Source organism: Streptomyces sp. NPDC048461, from assembly GCF_055587105.1.
Genome location: NZ_JBVJGW010000010.1, coordinates 226,536 through 242,563, shown reverse-complemented (window position 1 = coordinate 242,563; position 16,028 = coordinate 226,536). Strand labels below are relative to the sequence as shown.

16 protein-coding genes are annotated in these 16,028 nt (G+C 72.0%); 6 read left to right on the top strand and 10 right to left on the bottom strand.

The window, feature by feature from the left end; all coding sequences use genetic code 11:
* Window positions 1-37: 37 nt before the first annotated feature.
* From ACZ6S8_RS19770 to ACZ6S8_RS19760, 3 genes are all read right to left on the bottom strand, one after another.
* Window positions 38-952: a glycoside hydrolase family 19 protein gene (locus ACZ6S8_RS19770; protein WP_469457392.1), complete on the bottom strand. Its 915-nt coding sequence runs from the start codon at window positions 950-952 to the stop codon at window positions 38-40.
* 196 nt (window positions 953-1,148) lie between these two features.
* Window positions 1,149-1,562 carry a rodlin gene (locus ACZ6S8_RS19765; RefSeq protein WP_469457391.1) on the bottom strand — a complete coding sequence of 138 codons (414 nt, stop codon included), beginning with the start codon at window positions 1,560-1,562 and terminating at the stop codon, window positions 1,149-1,151.
* A gap of 180 nt (window positions 1,563-1,742) precedes the next feature.
* Complete coding sequence (locus tag ACZ6S8_RS19760; protein ID WP_469457388.1) at window positions 1,743-1,934, bottom strand: DUF5302 domain-containing protein; 192 nt, start codon at window positions 1,932-1,934, stop codon at window positions 1,743-1,745.
* A gap of 261 nt (window positions 1,935-2,195) precedes the next feature.
* Between ACZ6S8_RS19760 and ACZ6S8_RS19755 the strand changes: the two genes are divergently transcribed.
* The 3 genes from ACZ6S8_RS19755 (at window position 2,196) to ACZ6S8_RS19745 (ending at window position 6,075) form a co-directional block, all read left to right on the top strand.
* Window positions 2,196-3,557, top strand: coding sequence for an FAD-dependent oxidoreductase (locus tag ACZ6S8_RS19755; protein WP_469457387.1), 1,362 nt, complete (start codon window positions 2,196-2,198; stop codon window positions 3,555-3,557).
* Window positions 3,558-3,927: 370 nt separating this feature from the next.
* Complete coding sequence (locus ACZ6S8_RS19750; RefSeq protein ID WP_469457385.1) at window positions 3,928-4,590, top strand: NADPH-dependent F420 reductase; 663 nt, start codon at window positions 3,928-3,930, stop codon at window positions 4,588-4,590.
* Window positions 4,591-4,674: 84 nt separating this feature from the next.
* Window positions 4,675-6,075 (top strand): MFS transporter, encoded by a 1,401-nt coding sequence (locus tag ACZ6S8_RS19745; protein ID WP_469457383.1) that lies wholly within the window; start codon window positions 4,675-4,677, stop codon window positions 6,073-6,075.
* Here the strand turns inward: ACZ6S8_RS19745 and ACZ6S8_RS19740 are convergent.
* On the bottom strand, window positions 6,065-6,271 hold the full coding sequence (locus tag ACZ6S8_RS19740; protein ID WP_383932506.1) for a cold-shock protein: 207 nt from the start codon (window positions 6,269-6,271) through the stop codon (window positions 6,065-6,067). The genes ACZ6S8_RS19745 and ACZ6S8_RS19740 overlap by 11 nt on opposite strands.
* An 80-nt stretch (window positions 6,272-6,351) precedes the next feature.
* Complete coding sequence (locus ACZ6S8_RS19735; protein ID WP_469457380.1) at window positions 6,352-6,864, bottom strand: mycothiol transferase; 513 nt, start codon at window positions 6,862-6,864, stop codon at window positions 6,352-6,354.
* A gap of 146 nt (window positions 6,865-7,010) precedes the next feature.
* Between ACZ6S8_RS19735 and ACZ6S8_RS19730 the strand changes: the two genes are divergently transcribed.
* Window positions 7,011-7,373, top strand: coding sequence for a VOC family protein (locus ACZ6S8_RS19730; protein WP_469457378.1), 363 nt, complete (start codon window positions 7,011-7,013; stop codon window positions 7,371-7,373).
* 139 nt (window positions 7,374-7,512) lie between these two features.
* Window positions 7,513-8,055 carry a hypothetical protein gene (locus tag ACZ6S8_RS19725; RefSeq protein ID WP_469457376.1) on the top strand — a complete coding sequence of 181 codons (543 nt, stop codon included), beginning with the start codon at window positions 7,513-7,515 and terminating at the stop codon, window positions 8,053-8,055.
* Between the two features lie 24 nt (window positions 8,056-8,079).
* Here the strand turns inward: ACZ6S8_RS19725 and ACZ6S8_RS19720 are convergent, their stop codons facing one another.
* From ACZ6S8_RS19720 to ACZ6S8_RS19705, 4 genes are all read right to left on the bottom strand, one after another.
* Entirely contained in the window at window positions 8,080-8,388 is a 309-nt protein-coding gene (locus ACZ6S8_RS19720) for a hypothetical protein (RefSeq protein ID WP_469457374.1), read from the bottom strand.
* Between the two features lie 232 nt (window positions 8,389-8,620).
* Window positions 8,621-9,265, bottom strand: a complete 645-nt coding sequence (locus ACZ6S8_RS19715) for a GAP family protein (RefSeq protein WP_469457373.1) — start codon at window positions 9,263-9,265, stop codon at window positions 8,621-8,623.
* A gap of 8 nt (window positions 9,266-9,273) precedes the next feature.
* Window positions 9,274-10,605 carry a hypothetical protein gene (locus ACZ6S8_RS19710; protein ID WP_469457371.1) on the bottom strand — a complete coding sequence of 444 codons (1,332 nt, stop codon included), beginning with the start codon at window positions 10,603-10,605 and terminating at the stop codon, window positions 9,274-9,276.
* Window positions 10,606-10,715: 110 nt separating this feature from the next.
* Window positions 10,716-12,059 (bottom strand): DUF2254 domain-containing protein, encoded by a 1,344-nt coding sequence (locus ACZ6S8_RS19705; RefSeq protein WP_469457369.1) that lies wholly within the window; start codon window positions 12,057-12,059, stop codon window positions 10,716-10,718.
* A gap of 102 nt (window positions 12,060-12,161) precedes the next feature.
* Here ACZ6S8_RS19705 and ACZ6S8_RS19700 point away from each other — a divergent pair, with 102 nt between their 5' ends.
* The gene (locus ACZ6S8_RS19700; protein ID WP_469457367.1) at window positions 12,162-14,009 is read left to right on the top strand and encodes a glycoside hydrolase family 15 protein; all 1,848 of its coding nucleotides are present in this window, start codon (window positions 12,162-12,164) and stop codon (window positions 14,007-14,009) included.
* A gap of 161 nt (window positions 14,010-14,170) precedes the next feature.
* Here the strand turns inward: ACZ6S8_RS19700 and ACZ6S8_RS19695 are convergent, their stop codons facing one another.
* On the bottom strand, window positions 14,171-15,964 hold the full coding sequence (locus ACZ6S8_RS19695) for a cation:proton antiporter (protein WP_469457365.1): 1,794 nt from the start codon (window positions 15,962-15,964) through the stop codon (window positions 14,171-14,173).
* Window positions 15,965-16,028 lie beyond the last annotated feature (64 nt).

Here is a 16,028-nt window from a genome sequence, read left to right as displayed (position 1 = left end):
CGCGGCGCGCCGTGCGGCGCCGCGGGCCGGTGCGGGATCAGCAGCCGAGGTTGTTGCCGGGGGTCGTTCCCAGCAGCTGGGTGAAGCTCTGGTACTTCGAGATGCGGCTCTGGACCTGGGCGGGGTTGCCGCCGTTGCACTCCAGAGCGCCGTTGATCGACCGGATCGTCTCGCCGAAGCCCGCGCCGTTGACGATGGCGGCGTGGGCGGTCATCGTGCCCGGGCCGTTCTGCGTGTTCCAGTACCAGAGCGCCGTCTTCATGGCGACCGCCGGGTCCTGCTCGACGAGGTACGGGTTGGCGAGCAGGTTGATGCCGAGGGCGTCACCGGCGGCCTTGTAGTTGAAGTTCCACGACAGCTGGATGGGGCCGCGGCCGTAGTAGGCGGCCTGGCCGGCCGGACAGCCGTACGGCTGGGTCGCGTCGCAGTAGTGGGGGTAGTTCGCGGTGTTCTGCTCGACGATGTGCACCAGCCCGCCCGTCTCGTGCGAGACGTTGGCGAGGAAGGCGGCGGCCTCCCGTCGCTTCACCGTGTCGTCGCCGGTCTTGGCGAAGCCGGGGTACGCGGACAGCGCCGCGACCAGGCCGTCATAGGTGTAGAAGGGGTTCCGGCTCGGGAACATCTGGTCGAACTGGGCGCGTGAGACCACGAATCCCGAGGGGTCCGGGTCGGGGTCCTGACCGCCGCCGCCACCGCAGGCGCCCTGGTCGGACCAGACGCCCCACTGGCCGGTGGTGCCGGGCGTCTCGCCCTGCGTCCACCACTTGGCCTGCCAGTTGCGGCCTCCGTGCGAGGCGCTGTTGCCGTTCGTGTAGACGGCGGAGGAGGACCAGGCACCCGCACAGGCGGGGGCCGCGGCGGCGGGGGTCGAGGGGAGGGCGATGGCGAGGCCCAGAGTGACGGCTGCGGCGGCGGCCAGGGAGAGGGCGCGGCGGCGAAGCGCACGTATCACGTAACTGCTCCTTCAGTGGGGGGAGTTGCCGTGGGGGCGACAGCTACCGCAACTGAAGCGAAAGTGGTCTGGACCTGTCAAGGTCTAGACCAAGGAGATTGTGTGGCGATGTACATGCCTCCGCGCCGACGGAAGCGGGACACGTCGGCACGGAGGCGGGGTGAAGAGCAGGTGGGAACGGGTGGAGCTGCCGGGATCAGCTGCCGGCGGAGGCGTTGCCCGAGAGGATCGGGATGTTGCTGGCGATGTGCGAGGCGGAGTCGTCGCCCTTCGCCTGGGTCGAGTTCTCGGCGCACTGCTGGTTCTGCGGGTTGGCCAGCACGTTGACGTCCTGGACGCCGACGTTGGCGATGATCGCCACCAGGGACTGGGCGTTGACCTTGGCAGGGAGACCCACGCAGAGCTTGTTCAGGGAGCCCTGGATCGCACCGAGCTGCGGGCTCATCGCGCCCGCGGTCTCCTGGTTGCCGTAGACCTGCGCGGAACCGTTGCCGTTGACGGTGTTGATGCCGTTGTCGTTGCCGATCGCCATCGCCGGGGACGCAGCTGCGGCGCCCGCGCCCAGGACGGAGGCGGTGACCGCGGCGGTGGCCATGAACTTCTTGAACATGTGGGGGATTCCTTCGTGTCGCACTGTCGCGTGATGGCTGCCCTCGGCGGGACGCGCTGATCAACGGCATCCAGTGCCCGGGGTTATCCCCACTCACCCGTGTGGCCCAATGGCCGGTCCGGGCGGAGTGGCCCGGTCCCGCCGCCCGGGCGGCGAGACTGAGCTCCTCGGGTCCGAGGGTCAGCCGGTCTTGCGGCGGACCTTCTTGTTCTTGCCGCCGGGGCCGCTGCTGGAGCCCTGAACCTTCGCGCGGCTCTGGTGCGACTCCTGGGACTGGGCATTCGCGGCGTTGCGCTCCAGGGCCTCCCGGAACTTGCGCTTGGCCTCGTCGGCCGGAGTCTCGTCCTTGGGGGTGTCGGTTTCGTCTGCCATATGTCCTCCTGGGGGTGATCAAGCGGTCTCAGTCTGTCAGGTGGCGTGCCCGCTGACCAGCGAGTTCGGTGGGTGCGGTACCCCGGGTCGGAACGGGAGCCGGTTCGGGCGGCGCGCCGTGCCGGAGACCCAAGGCGGGCTTGGAGGGGTCATAAGATTTGATTATGGGGCCATAAAGTGACACCGGGTGCCGACTTAGGATTGCCTTAGTTTAGGGTTCCCCTTGATTGACCTTGCCGTCGCTCGAAGGGAACCCTTGCCATGCCTCGCCCTCTGCGGGTAGCCATCGTCGGAGCCGGCCCCGCCGGAATCTACGCCGCCGATGCGCTGCTGAAGTCCGAGGCCGCCGTCGAGCCCGGTGTGTCCATCGACATCTTCGAGCGGATGCCCGCTCCCTTCGGCCTGATCCGGTACGGCGTGGCCCCCGACCACCCGCGGATCAAGGGGATCATCACCGCCCTGCACCAGGTCCTCGACAAGCCGCAGGTCCGCCTCTTCGGCAACGTCGACTACCCGAACGACATCAGCCTCGACGAGCTGCACTCGTTCTACGACGCCGTCGTCTTCTCCACCGGCGCCACCGCCGACCGGGTGCTCACCATCCCCGGCGTGGACCTGGAGGGCTCCTACGGCGCCGCCGACTTCGTGTCCTGGTACGACGGGCACCCGGACGTACCGCGCACCTGGCCGCTGGAGGCCGAGAAGGTCGCCGTGCTCGGCGTCGGCAACGTCGCGCTCGACGTCGCGCGCATCCTCGCCAAGACCGCGGACGAGCTGCTGCCGACGGAGATCCCGGCGAACGTCTACGAGGGCCTCCGGGCGAACAAGGCGCTCGAGGTGCACGTCTTCGGCCGCCGCGGCCCGGCCCAGGCCAAGTTCAGCCCGATGGAGCTGCGCGAACTGGACCACTCGCCCAACATCGAGGTCATCGTCAACCCCGAGGACATCGACTACGACGACGGCTCGATCGCCACGCGCCGCGCCAACAAGCAGGCCGACATGGTCGCCAAGACCCTGGAGAACTGGGCGATCCGCGACATCGGCGACCGGCAGCACAAGCTCTTCCTGCACTTCTTCGAGTCGCCCACCGAGGTGCTCGGCGAGGACGGCAAGGTCGTCGGGCTGCGCACCGAGCGCACCGAGCTGGACGGCACCGGCAACGTCAAGGGCACCGGCACCTTCACCGACTGGGACGTCCAGTCCGTGTACCGCGCGGTCGGCTACCTCTCCGACGAGCTGCCCAAGCTCCCCTGGGACGTCGAGTCCGGCACCGTCCCGGACGAGGGCGGCCGCGTGATTGAGGCGGGCTCCCACCTGCAGTCCACGTACGTCACCGGCTGGATCCGGCGCGGCCCCATCGGCCTCATCGGCCACACCAAGGGCGACGCGAACGAGACCGTCGCGAACCTGCTCGCGGACCACGCGGAGGGCCGCCTGCTCACGCCGGCCGCGCCCGAGCCGGAGGCCGTCGAGTCCTTCCTCGCCGAGCGGAGCGTCCGCTACACCACGTGGGAGGGCTGGTACCGGCTGGACGCCGCCGAGAAGGCCCTGGGCGAGCCCCAGGGGCGCGATCGCGTGAAGATCGTCTCCCGCGAGGGCATGCTCGACGCGAGCGGCGCGTAGCCGATCGGCGGGCCGGTGCGTGGTGCGTGGTGCGTGGTGCGCGGTGCGTGAGCGCGCGGACGCGGAGTCGTGACGGAGCGGTGGGGCCGGGACCCGGGCGGGTCCCGGCCCCACCGCGTCGGCGCGTCCCGTCCGCCGCGCCCGGGCGCGGCGGCGGGCTGGTCCGCACGCCGTGGGAAACGGCCGAAATTCAACCCAGGCAGGGAAGCAGGGCAGGTCAGAGCGGTGGCCGGTCCGTAGGCGCGGACGTCCACCGGCGCGAAGGAGCCGTCCGCACCGGGGCGCGGACCGCTCCGTACGGAATGCGCGGCCGGCCGGCGGAGTTGGCACCGGCGCGACACCCGACCGACCCCCTTGCACTGGAGAGCTCATGAAGATCGGCATCATCGGCGCGGGCAACATCGGTGGCAACCTCACCCGCCGGCTCACGGCCCTCGGGCACGAGGTGTCCGTGGCGAACTCGCGCGGCCCCGCCACGCTCACCGCCCTCGCCGAGGAGACCGGCGCCACCCCCGTCACCGTCGCGGAAGCGGCGCGCGGCGCGGAGATCGTCGTGGTCACCATTCCGTTCAAGAACATCCCGGACCTTCCCGCGGGCCTGTTCGACGGAGCCGCCGACGGCTTCGCCGTCATCGACACCGGCAACTACTACCCGCAGCAGCGCGACGGCCGGATCGCCGGCGTCGAGGACGAGGGGCTGACGGAGAGCCGCTGGACCGAGCGCCACCTCGGCCACCCGGTGATCAAGGCCTTCAACGGCACCTTCGCCCAGGACATCGTGGAGAGGCACCGCCCCGCGGGCTCCGCCGACCGGATGGCCCTTCCGGTGGCGGGCGACGACGAGACGGCGAAGACGGCCGTCCGCGCCCTGATCGACGAGATCGGCTTCGACACCGTCGACGCGGGCGGGCTCGACGACTCCTGGCGCCAGCAGCCCGACACCCCCGTCTACGGGCTCCGCGACGGCGTGGAGGGCGTGACCAAGGCCCTGGCCGCCGCTTCACCCGAGCGCCCGGACGGCTTCCGGGGCTGAGCCGCCCCCGCCCCGTCCGGCACGCCGGGCGCCCCGCTCCGGCCGGTGCCACGATGGTCGCAGTGACCGAAGGCGGGCGGTGGCATGAGCGCATCCGCAGGGGCGCACCCGCGCCGGGGTCTCTTCTCCCGGCGCGACCGGGCCGTGATCGCGGCCGCCGCCATCTCCATGCTGCTGGTGCAGATGGACTGGTTCGCCCTCAACCTCATGCTGCCCGTCATCGCCCGCGACTTCGCCACCCCCACCACCGACCTCCAGTGGCTGGTCAGTGGCTACATGCTGGCCCTGGGCGCCCTCATGATCACGGGCGGACGGGCCGCGGACCTGCTCGGGCGCAGGCGGGTCCTCGTCGCCGGGCTGATCGGTTTCGGCGCCGTGTCCGTCGTGTGCGCCGCCGCCCAGAACACCGCCTGGCTGACCGCCGGCCGGGTCGTCCAGGGATGCACGGCCGCCCTGATCTTCCCCGTCTCCGTCGCGGTGGTCACCGCCTACTTCCGCGACGCCCGCCAGGGCCGGGCCGTCGCCACGGTGCTCGCCTTCAGCGCCATCGGCACCGCCCTCGGCCCCTTCATCGGGGGCGCCTTCGCCGAACACGTCAGCTGGCGCGCGGTGTTCCTGCTGAACGTGCCCTTCTGCCTCGCCGCCGCCGTACTCATGCTGCGCTACGTGCCCGAGACCCGGGACGAGGAGGCCGCCCGGGGCCTCGACGTCCCGGGGGTCGTCGCCCTCGCGGGCGGCCTGAGCGCGGTGATGATCGCGGTGGACCAGGGCGGGCACTGGGGCTGGACCTCACCGGCCACCCTGGGCTGCCTCGTCGGTGGCGCCGCACTGCTGGCGGCGTTCGTCCGCCTGGAGCGGCGCACGGCCGAGCCCCTCCTCGACCTCGCGCTGCTGCGCAACCGCCCGTTCGTCGTCATCACGCTGGCCGGATCGCTGTCCAACATCGTCTACTGCCTGGTCGCGGTCCTTTCCGCGCTCTACCTCCAGCAGGCGCGCGGGCTGTCCCCGCTCGAATCCGGACTGGTCTTCCTGTCGCTGTCCGTCGGAGCCGGGGCCGCCAGCTACTGGTCCGGGCACCTCGCGGAGCACCGGCGCCCCGAAGCGGTGATGGCCGCCGGGATGCTGCTCTGCGGCATCAGCCTGATGGCCCTCACCTGGGCCACCCCGCTCGTCCTGTACACGGCGGTCTTCGCCGTGGTCGGCGTCGGAGTGGGCCTCGGCTGGGCGCTGACCAACGTCGCCACCCAGTCCTACGTGCCCGAGAACCGGCTAGCGGCCGCCTCCGGCCTCGTCCTGACCTCGTTGGTGCTGCTCGGAGCCGTGGCCGTCGCCGTCGCCTCCACGGTGCTGGAGGTGATCAGCGGGTCCGCGGGGAGCGCGGCCTCCGACGGCCCCGCCATCGAGTCCGTCCTGCGAGTCGCCGCCCTGCTCTCGGTGCTCGGGGCGGCCGCGCTGGCTGTGCTCGTGCGCCGGGTCAGGGTCTGACGCGGCGGGCCTCCATGCGGCCCCGGCCGAGCTCGATGGCGAAGGTGACCTGCTGTTCCTCGGAGAGGACCCTCGGCTCGGCCTCTATCTCCTCCCGCTCGACGTAGACCGGTGTGGTCTCGCCGAGGGGGAGGATGAACCCGTAGCCCCGCTCGCGGTTGTACGACTGGACGAACCCTGTGACACGCGGTTCCATCGTGCACCTCCCGTGCAACGACCCTGGCGCATCGCCGCGCGTACCGCCTTCCGGGCGACTCCGTACGGGTGGCCCGCCGCCTACGCGCGCCGCTCCAGCACGCCCCGTACGAACGCTGCCTGACCCGCGTGCTGGAGGTCGTCCGCCAGAACGCTGACCAGGCGCGCGCCCAGCGTCACCGGGGGGTCCCAGCGCTCGTCCACGACCCGGTCCAGGTCGGCGGCGGCCAGCCCGCGGACGAAGCCCAGGCTCTGCTCGTGCACCGCGTCGAAGTACCCGAGCAGCAGCTCGCCCGAGTCGACCCGGACCGAGCCCGCCTGCCCGGCCGTGTGCCCGTAGCCGGTGGAGCCGGTGGGCAGACCGAGCGCGAAGCGGGCCGCCCAGCCCTGGGACAGCCAGACCTGCTCCCGCTCGGCGGCGTCCGCCACGTGGTCGTCCTGGACGCGCGTCAGGTGCCACACGAGCCAGGTGACCGAGTTCGCGGCCGGATCGACCCGCGCGGCGAGCTGCTCCGCGGAGAGTCCTTCGACGGCCTCGTGCACGATCTCGTGGATGCGTTCGAACCCGTCGGCGATGACGTCCGTAGCCTTCATGCGCCCCACCATGCAGTCCGTACGGCCCCGGCCGCCGCGAGCGACACGCCGCGGCCGGTGGTGCGTTCCCGGCGGACGGGGTAGCAGCCGGGGGAGCGGAGAGCCCCGCGCCCCGCGGCCCCGTCAGCGAAAGGAACGGTCACACCATGGCGTTCACCCACGTACTCGCCGTCGCCCCCGTCCGGGAGATCGGGCCCGCGGTGGCCTGGTACGAACGGCTCCTGGGCCGGTCGCCCGACACCACCCCCATGCCGGGGCTCGCGGACTGGCACGTCTCACCGGACGCCTGGGTCCAGGTCTTTGAGTCTCCGGATCACGCCGGATCCGCCCTGGTCAACCTGGGCGTCGACGACCTGGACCGGGTCCTGGCCGAACTGGCCGCCCGCGGACTCCGGGCCGGGGAGGTCCAGCCCGGGTCGGGGCGAGTGCGCTTCGCGGCCCTCCACGACCCGGACGGGAACCGCATCACCCTGATCGAGCACCCGGTATCCGGCCCGAGCCCCGCCTGAGCCTCTCGCTCGCCGAACACGGACGGAGCGAGCCGAACGCTCCGCCCCCGGCCGAAGTGTGGCAAGGCCCCGCGAATGCCATGCTCGGCTGTACGGGCCGGGGGCCCGACCGCGTCACCCGATTCCCAGGGGGTGTCCCGTGCCGCAGCCCACTCCGCAGCCAGGATCGGGCCCGCCGCCCGGACCCCTCGCGCCGCCGCCCGCGAAGCGCCGGCGCACCGGCCTCGTCATGGCCCTGAGCGTGTTCGGCGGCCTGTGCCTGGCGGCCGTCGTCGGCCTCCTGATCGGACTCGGCGCAGACACCGACCCACCGGCGACGGGTGGGGAGAGCGCTGCGCCGACCCGGCCCGATGCGTCCCCCCACCGAACCCCGGCCGTGGTGGAACCCTCCTCGGACCGGGGACCCGTCGAGGACGTGAAGATCACCTCGTGTGCGGTGGATCCGGCGAACGGCTGGCCGACGGCGGCGCTCACCATCACCAACTCCGGCGACCGGACCCGCACCTTCCTCATCGGCATCGAATTCCTCGCTCCGGACGGCAGCCGCCTCGCGGAGGGGGCCGCGGTCAGCAACGACTTGGCCCCGGGCCAGCGCGCCGGCGTGAGTGCGGCGGCGCTCGTCCGGGTCGAAGAGGCGTTCCGGTGCAACGTGCTCAAGGTGACGGTGCTGCCCGGATCCTAGGGAGTGTCGGCTGCTCCCCCCGGATCAGAACTCGCCGTCGATGCCGGTGACGGCCGGGGGGCCCAGTGCTGCGTCCTTCTCGGAGAACCCGGCCTGTTCCAGGGCTCCGGCGGTGAGCCGGACGGCGTCGGCCTCGGCGCCGGCCCGGTCGTGGGCCTCGACTTCCAGGCGGACGGAGAAGGTTCCGCCGTCGCCCAGCGTCAGCAGGTTCAGGTCCTCGGTCTCGCTCAGGTCGGAGTGGTGCGAGGACAGCCCCCGGACCAGATCCTTGCGCGCCGCATCGCTGACGTCCGTCAGGAACGTGCCGGGCACGGTGATGACGTAGGTGGTCACTGCTGCCTCCTCGTGTGGACTGGCAAGGCGCTTTCGCCTCGTTCAGGTGCCCCGGACTCGCGCTTCGAATCCTCACGGACGATCGCCCGGGTCCTCCGCAGCGCCGTGGCGGCCCGGGCCGCCGGCCCGCGGCGGGGCGCCGCGACGGTCAGGTTACGGTTCGGACCGGTCGGGTACGCGGAGGCGAGGCGGGCCGCCGCCGCGGCGGCGGGTGCGCGCGGTCGATGCGAGGTCAGGCGAAGAGCTCGTAACCGCCCCGCGCCAGCAGCCACAGGCCGACGACCAGGGAGAGGACGACGATCAGCTGTTCCTGGTGCCGCTCCAGCCAGGTCCGCAGTGCGTTCAGCCGGGCGCCCGCGACCGCCGGCGACCGGAGCGTGTACGCCTGCATGGCGGCGAGGCTGAGCGTGGCCAGCAGGCAGTAGCAGATCAGGGCGAGCCAGTCGGCGACGGAGGAGAGGTCGGCGGCGACGACCGTGGCGGCGCCCGCCCCCACCAGCGCCCACGGCTGCAGCAGCCAGGCCAGCCCGGCCGCCGTGGCCAGTGAGGCGCCGTCCACCCGGGCGGTCCACCGCGGCGGGCCGTGCGGCCGGCGCGGCCGACGCCGCCGGTGTACCCCGTACACCACCAGCCCCAGGCCGAGCGCGACCTTCACGCACGCCGCGGCGGTCGACGGGGCGCTGTGGCGGGCCGGCGGTTCACCACCGGTGAGCAGCAGCACGCACGCGATCACCGCGATCAGGTCGGCGAGCCACGACAACAGGAACGCCAGGCCCTTGCGGGCACCCCGGCGCGAGGCGAGCAGCAGGATGAACGCGCTGTTGTGCAGGGGACCCAGGGTGATGGCCGTCCCGATCACGGCCAGGTCGAGGATCATCGGCGCGTTCACTTCCCGGGGGCGGGGCCGTCCGCTCGCCGGGGCGCCGCGGCCGCCCGGTCGGTCCCGTCGGCCGCCAGGAACTCCACCAGGGCCAGCACGAGGAGGAGCACGAGGGCGATGCCGAGGATGACCCAGCCGGTCGGATAGCTCCACAGGAAGACGGTCAGCACCGCCGCCGCCACCAGGATCCAGGTGATCCAGCTCCGGTGGCGCCGGACGAACGGGCCCACCGGGCCGGTGCGCAGCCCCGCGTGGTCCGCCGTGCCGCGGACCGCGCCGATGCCCGAGTGCCACAGCTGCTGGACGACCGTGGCGGAGCGGCCGGAGCCGGTCAGCCAGGCGGCGAGGGCGACCACCACGCCGAGGACCACGGCCATCCGGACCGTCGTACGGAGGTAGTGCGTCAAGGCGTCGTAGACGCTGCCCGCGGCGGGCTGAGAGACGTTGTCCGGCAGCGCGTTCAGGTAGACCACGCGGAAGACGGTCAGGGCCACACCGAGCATGAGCGTGGCGAAGGCGAAGGCGAGCGCGGCCGTGACGAGCACGCGGCGCCGGTGGCGGGAGAGGAGCACACCGGCGGCGATCAGGAGCACCGAGAGCACCGGCAGCCAGTTGCCGGCGATCTGCAGCAGCCGGAAGCCGGTCTTGGCCTTGCCGATGTCGTCCGCGCGCAGGACCGTGAAGTCGGTCGTGACCTCGGGGATCTTGCCGGCCGCGGTCATGCCCTCGTCGACCAGGCGTTGTTTGACCTGGTCGACGACCGGGCCCAGGTCCACGGTCACCGAGTCGTTGTTGATCTTCACCGCCCCTCCGCCGCTCCCGGTCAGGGCCTTGTCCACCGCGGCGTGGATGCGGCGGTTGGCATCGGTCCAGATCCGGTCGAAGGTGTCCGAGGCGATGACGTCCTGCGCCTTGTCCCGCACGAAGCTGCGCACGGCGCCTTCGAGGGAGTCCCCGAGCTTGCCGAGCGCCTTCTCCAGGAGGGGGCGGTCGTTCGGCGCCACGCCCTCCAGCAGCGTCGGGATGTCGATGTGTTCCATCACGGCGTCGGTGACCCGGGTGGCCGCCGCCGCCTGCACGTCCGGATCGGAGGCCAGCGGGGCGACCGTCTGGACGTACCGGTCCGTGTCGCCCACCACGCTCGACGCCCACGCGGAGACCGCCGCGAGCGGGGCCAGTACGCAGCCGGCGACGATGAGGACGGCGGCGAAGAACGCTCTCCACCGGTGCCGGGGCTCCCGGGCCGCCTTCTCCGCCTCCAGCGCCGTCACCCGGGACTGGAGCCGGTCCAGTTCGGAGGGCTCGGGACCGGGGGCCGCTCCGCCTTCGTGCGTCATGGCGCGTCCTCTCCTGCCGGTGGGGGTCACCTTGCAGCGCACCGCACGGCGGGCCCGGGCGCGAGCGTTGAACGGCCGAAGGGGTGAAAGTCGCGTCCGGTCGGGCGGGATCAGAGCCCTGGGCGCCGTCCGGTGCCGATGCCCTGCCGGTCGGGCGTGAGGGCGTCGGCGAGGCGGGCGGGGTCGGTGAAGGCCCGCCGGACGGCCTCGTCGAGGAGGGCGAGTTCCGCGCGGATCGCGGGCAGGTGCTCGGACGGCTGGCTCCGGAGGAGGTCCTGGAGCAGCGCGCGCAGCCGCCTGCACACCTGGAGGGAGGTGCATCCGTACTCGCGGATCTCGGTGACTCCGAGCTGCAGGTAGTCGTCCCAGGCGCGGCCGGGCACCACCAGGCGCGGCAGTCCGCGGCCGTCGGCGAGCACGTACCGCTCGCGCAGCCGGACCCGGCCGATCGCGTGCAGGAAGGAGTCGATGTGGTTGAGCACCTGGACCGCGGTCGTGGGGTCGTTGACGGCGGGGGAGAGCGCTCGGATCGCGATGTCGACGAGGATGCGCAGGGCGAAGCCGGGGTCCTGCTCGATCGTGCGCTCGACTCCGAGGGCGACGCGTCCCGTCACGCGCCACGGGTCGGGACTCCGCTCGGCCCCGTACACCTCGACGAGCGCGGTGCCCGGAGGCACGTAGTCGCCGACGTGGCAGGTCAGGACGAGGACGCAGTCGTGGCGGACGGCGGCCTCGACGAGCCCCGCCACGTCGAACGCCTGGAGGACTCCGCCCCGCGCGGTCTCGATGCCGGTCACCGGACCGGCGGGCGGCAGGGGGGCGACGTCCTCCGGTGCCAGGGAGCGGCGGAGGTGATCCGCCGAGCGGACCACCACCTTTTCCCCCATGCGCCCCACGAGGTCGGCGATGGCCACCGGTCTGAGGTTGTGGGTGAAGCGGTTGAGGTAGACGAGCAGGAGCAGCAGGCTGACGGACACGGCCACCCCGGACAGGGTCACCCCCACATCGGGGACGTGGTCCGACTCGATCTTGCGCAGCAGGGAGAAGGCGTACGCGAACGTCCCCGTGAAGGTGGCCAGCACGGCCTTCTGCAGGCGGTCCCGGTACCACAGGCGCATGTAGCGGGGCGACAGCGTTCCCGTGGCCTGCTGGATGACCAGGACGCCGATCGTCACGACGAACCCCAGCAGGGCGACCATGGCCCCGACGACGGCACTGAGCACACCGCTCGCGGTGGTCGCGGAGTAGCGCCAGTCACCCGGCAGGAAGCCCGCGTCCAGCCCGGAGACCCACTCGGCGAACGCCGCGCCCAGCAGGAGTCCGATCAGCGGGACGATCCACAGACTCGCCTTGGTGTACTGCCGCAAACGGAACCGCACCGACCAGGACATCATCATCGGCTCCCCGGATTCGGCCCCGCACGGCGGCCCGGCCCCCGGTTCGGACTCCTCCATGCTAGGCCGTCTCTTCCGGATCTTCCCGGGGCCGCGCCGCTCGGAAGGCCCCCCGGGAGTTCCGCGCTTAGGCTGATCGGGTGAGGTCGGAAGGGGTCTTCCATGGCTGACTATCCGCTGATCGAGAACCACGGGCTCATCGGTGACCTGCAGACCGCCGCCCTGGTGACCACGGACGGCACGATCGACTGGTTCTGCTGTCCGCGCTTCGATTCCCCCAGCGTCTTCGGCGCCCTCCTCGACTGGGAGAAGGGCGGGCACTTCACCGTCAGGCCGGCGGACGACACGTACACCACCAAGCAGTTGTACCTGCCGGACACCGCGATCCTCGTGACGCGGTTCATGACGGAGTCCGGCGCCGGTGAGGTCGTCGACTTCATGCCCGTCACCGGCGGGACGGCCACCGACCGCCACTGCCTGGTCCGCATGCTGCGCTGCGTCCGCGGCAGCATGACCTTCCTGATCGAGATCGCCCCGAGGTTCGACTACGGGCGCATGCCGCACACCCTGCACGCCACCGAGAACGGTGCGGTGTTCTCCTCGGACGCGCTGGAGCTCACCCTGAGCGTGGTCCGGGAGCCCGAGGACGAGCGGCTGGTGCACACGATCACCGGTGACCAGGACCTGCGCGTCGAGCTCGCACTGGAGGCGGGTCAGCAGCGCGGCCTGGTCATGATGTCGGCCGCGCCGGGGCCGCCGCGCGAGATCCGCGTCGCCGAGTTCCAGGAGCTGTTCGACGAGACCCGGAACCACTGGCGCTCGTGGCTGCGGCAGTCCCGGTACACGGGGCGGTGGCGCGAGATGGTGGAGCGCTCCGCGATCACCCTGAAGCTGATGACGTACGCCCCCACCGGCGCCATGGTGGCGGCGCCCACGGCCGGCCTTCCGGAGCAGCTGGGCGGCGAGCGCAACTGGGACTACCGGTTCACCTGGATCCGGGACGCCTCCTTCTCCGTGTACGCGCTGCTGGGGCTCGGGTTCACCGAGGAGGCGCGGGCGTTCATCGGCTGGCTGGGCGACCGCGTGAAGGAGAAGGCCGGCAGCGACGGCGACACGGGGCCGCTGAACATCATGTACCGGGTGGACGGTTCCTCGGACCTGTACGAGGAGGTCCTGGACCACTGGGAGGGGTACCAGGGATCCGCGCCGGTGCGGATCGGCAACGGAGCCGCGAACCAGCTGCAGCTGGACATCTACGGCGAGGCGCTCGACAGCATCTCCTTCGCCCACGAGCACGGCATCCACCTCGACATCCGCGGCTGGACCTCGCTGCGCACCCTGCTCGACTGGCTCGTGGACCACTGGGACCAGGCGGGCGAGGGGCTGTGGGAGACCCGCGGCGGCCGCCAGGACTTCACCTACGGCCGCGTGATGTCCTGGGTCGCCTTCGACCGGGCGCTGCGCCTGGCCGTGGCCCACGGGCGGCCCGCGGAGAGCGGGCGCTGGACCGCGGAGCGCGACCGCATCTACGACCAGGTCCTGGAGCGGGGGTGGGACCCGGCGCGCAACGCCTTCGTCCAGCACTACGGCAGCGACGTGCTCGACTCCGCGCTGCTGCGGATGCCGACGGTGGGGTTCATCACCCCCGACGACCCGATGTGGACGTCCACCCTGGAGGCCATGGACCGGGAACTGGTCAGCGACAGCCTCGTCTACCGCTACAACCCGGAGGCCTCGCCCGACGGCCTGCGCGGCTCCGAGGGAACGTTCTCCCTCTGCACCTTCATGTACGTCGACGCCCTGGCCCGCGCCGGCCGGGCCGACCAGGCCCGGCTCGTACTGGAGAAGATGATGACGTACGCCAACCACCTGGGCCTGTACTCCGAGGAGATCGCCCTGACGGGGCGGCAACTCGGCAACTTCCCGCAGGCGTTCACCCACCTGGCGCTCATCGACGCGGCCATCACGCTGGACGCCACCCTGAACCGCGCCCGCCAGGACGCCGGTTAGGCCGTCTCTTTCGGATCTTGCCGGGCCCGCGACGCCTGGCACCGCGCCCGGCCGCACTGCCAGGGCAACCGAGTACGTCCAGTACACGGGCGCCCCGACAGCACGACCAGGCACGGCGCCAGACGCCGCGGGCTCGGCCGACAAGATCCGAAAGAGAAGGCCTAGGGCGAGTCCGGGAACGGCTGCCGCCGGTCCGCGGGGGCGGGGGCCAGCACCACGACGAGGCCGTTCGCCGGCGGGGTGTCGGAGCGGGTCGCGTCGACGGGGTCGAGCCGGCCGTCGTCCCCGACGAGGAACAGCGCTTCGTGTCCCGGCGGGAGGGGTTCGGCCGCGGGCCGGACCTCGAACCGGGCGCCCTGCTCGTACCGGTCCGCCAGGACGTGCCGGACGAGCGACCCGCCGAACAGGACGGCGCCTCCGGTGTAGGGCGCGACGACGCCGTGGCTCTCGTGCGGTGGTCCCACCCGGTAGACGGGCCCTTCGACGTTGTCCTCGACGAGCACCGAGGCGAGCGCGTTGAAGTCGTCGTCGTCGGTGAGCAGGAAGACGGCGTTGACGCCTTCGAGCCGGGCCCTGGGGTTGGTGGCCGTCGCCAGCAGGTCCCCCCTGGCGAGGGTGATGCCCGCCTCCTCGATCCGCTTCCTCTCCTCGCCCAGTCCCGCCCACATCTGTACGTCGACTCCCGCCGACCGCAGCGCCTTGCCCAGTCCGACCGCCCACGGGGCACCGCCCACCAGGAGGGGCAGCGTCCGGTTCGGCCGCGCGACGCCGAGCAGCCGGGCCACGGGGCCGGCGGTCAGGGCGTACAGCACGACCGTGGAGACGATCACCAGGAACGTGATGGGGAGGATCTTGGACGCTCCCGGCAGCCCCAGTTGGACGAGGGGGGCGGCGAAGGCCGCAGCGGTCGAGGCCGCCACGATGCCGCGCGGGGCCATCCATCCCGTGAACGCCCGTTCCCCCTTGGTCATGTCCTTGCCCAGCGTGGACGCGAAGGCGACGAGGGGGCGCACCACGAGCACGAGGACCGCCACGAGGGCGAGCGTGGGCAGGAGCACCGGCGTCAGCGAGGCCGGGGTGACGCTGGAGGAGATGGAGATGAACAGCAGCCCGATGATCAGCTGGACCAGCGTCTCGAAGAAGGGCCGGCGGGCGGGCATGTCGAAGCCCCGGACGTTGGCGGCCGCCATGCCGGTGACGATGGCTGCGATGAGTCCGGTGTCGTCGCGGATGATGTCGCACCCCGCCGACACCGCGATGACCGTGGCCAGCTGGGCCAGCGTGCCGAGCGCTTCGCCGAGCCGGAGCACGTGCAGGGTCAGCCACAGGAGGCCGACCCCGACGGCTCCGCCCGCGAAGCCGACGGCCAGGCTGATGAGGAACTGCCCCAACTGGTAGCCGCGGCCGATGTCGATCTGGTGGGTGGTGGCGATGGCGTGGAAGACGAGCGCTCCCAGGATGGCCCCGATCGGGTCGGTCAGCGTGCCTTCCCAGATCAGCAGGCGCCTGACCTTGTCCGTCGGCCGGACGTACTGGAGCAGGGGTCCCACGACCGTGGGCCCGGACACGACGAGGATCATGCCCACCATCGAGGCCACCCTGAGCGACATGTCGAACAGCGCCGGGCCGACGGCGCAGACCGCCAGGAAGGTGAAGGCGACACCGAAGAGGAGCAGTCTGCCCACGATGGCGCGGGTGTCACCGGTCAGGTTGCGCAGGTCGAGGCCGAGTCCGGCGTCGTAGAGGATCACCGCCACGGACAGGGAGACCAGGGCGGAGAACTCCTCCCCGATCAGCTGGTCGGGATGAATGATGTCGGTGAGGGCGCCCGCGGCGAACCCGACGGGCAGGAGGAGGATCAGGGCGGGGACGCGGAGTTTGCCGGCGAGGATCTGGCAGACGGCGGCCAGGGCAACGATCAGGGCGATGCCCAGGAGGATGTCGTCCTCGCTCACGGCGCTTTCCTTCCCCGGCCCGCGGGCGCGGTGGGTGACTGTTCGAGTGCGGAAGTCCGGCGCA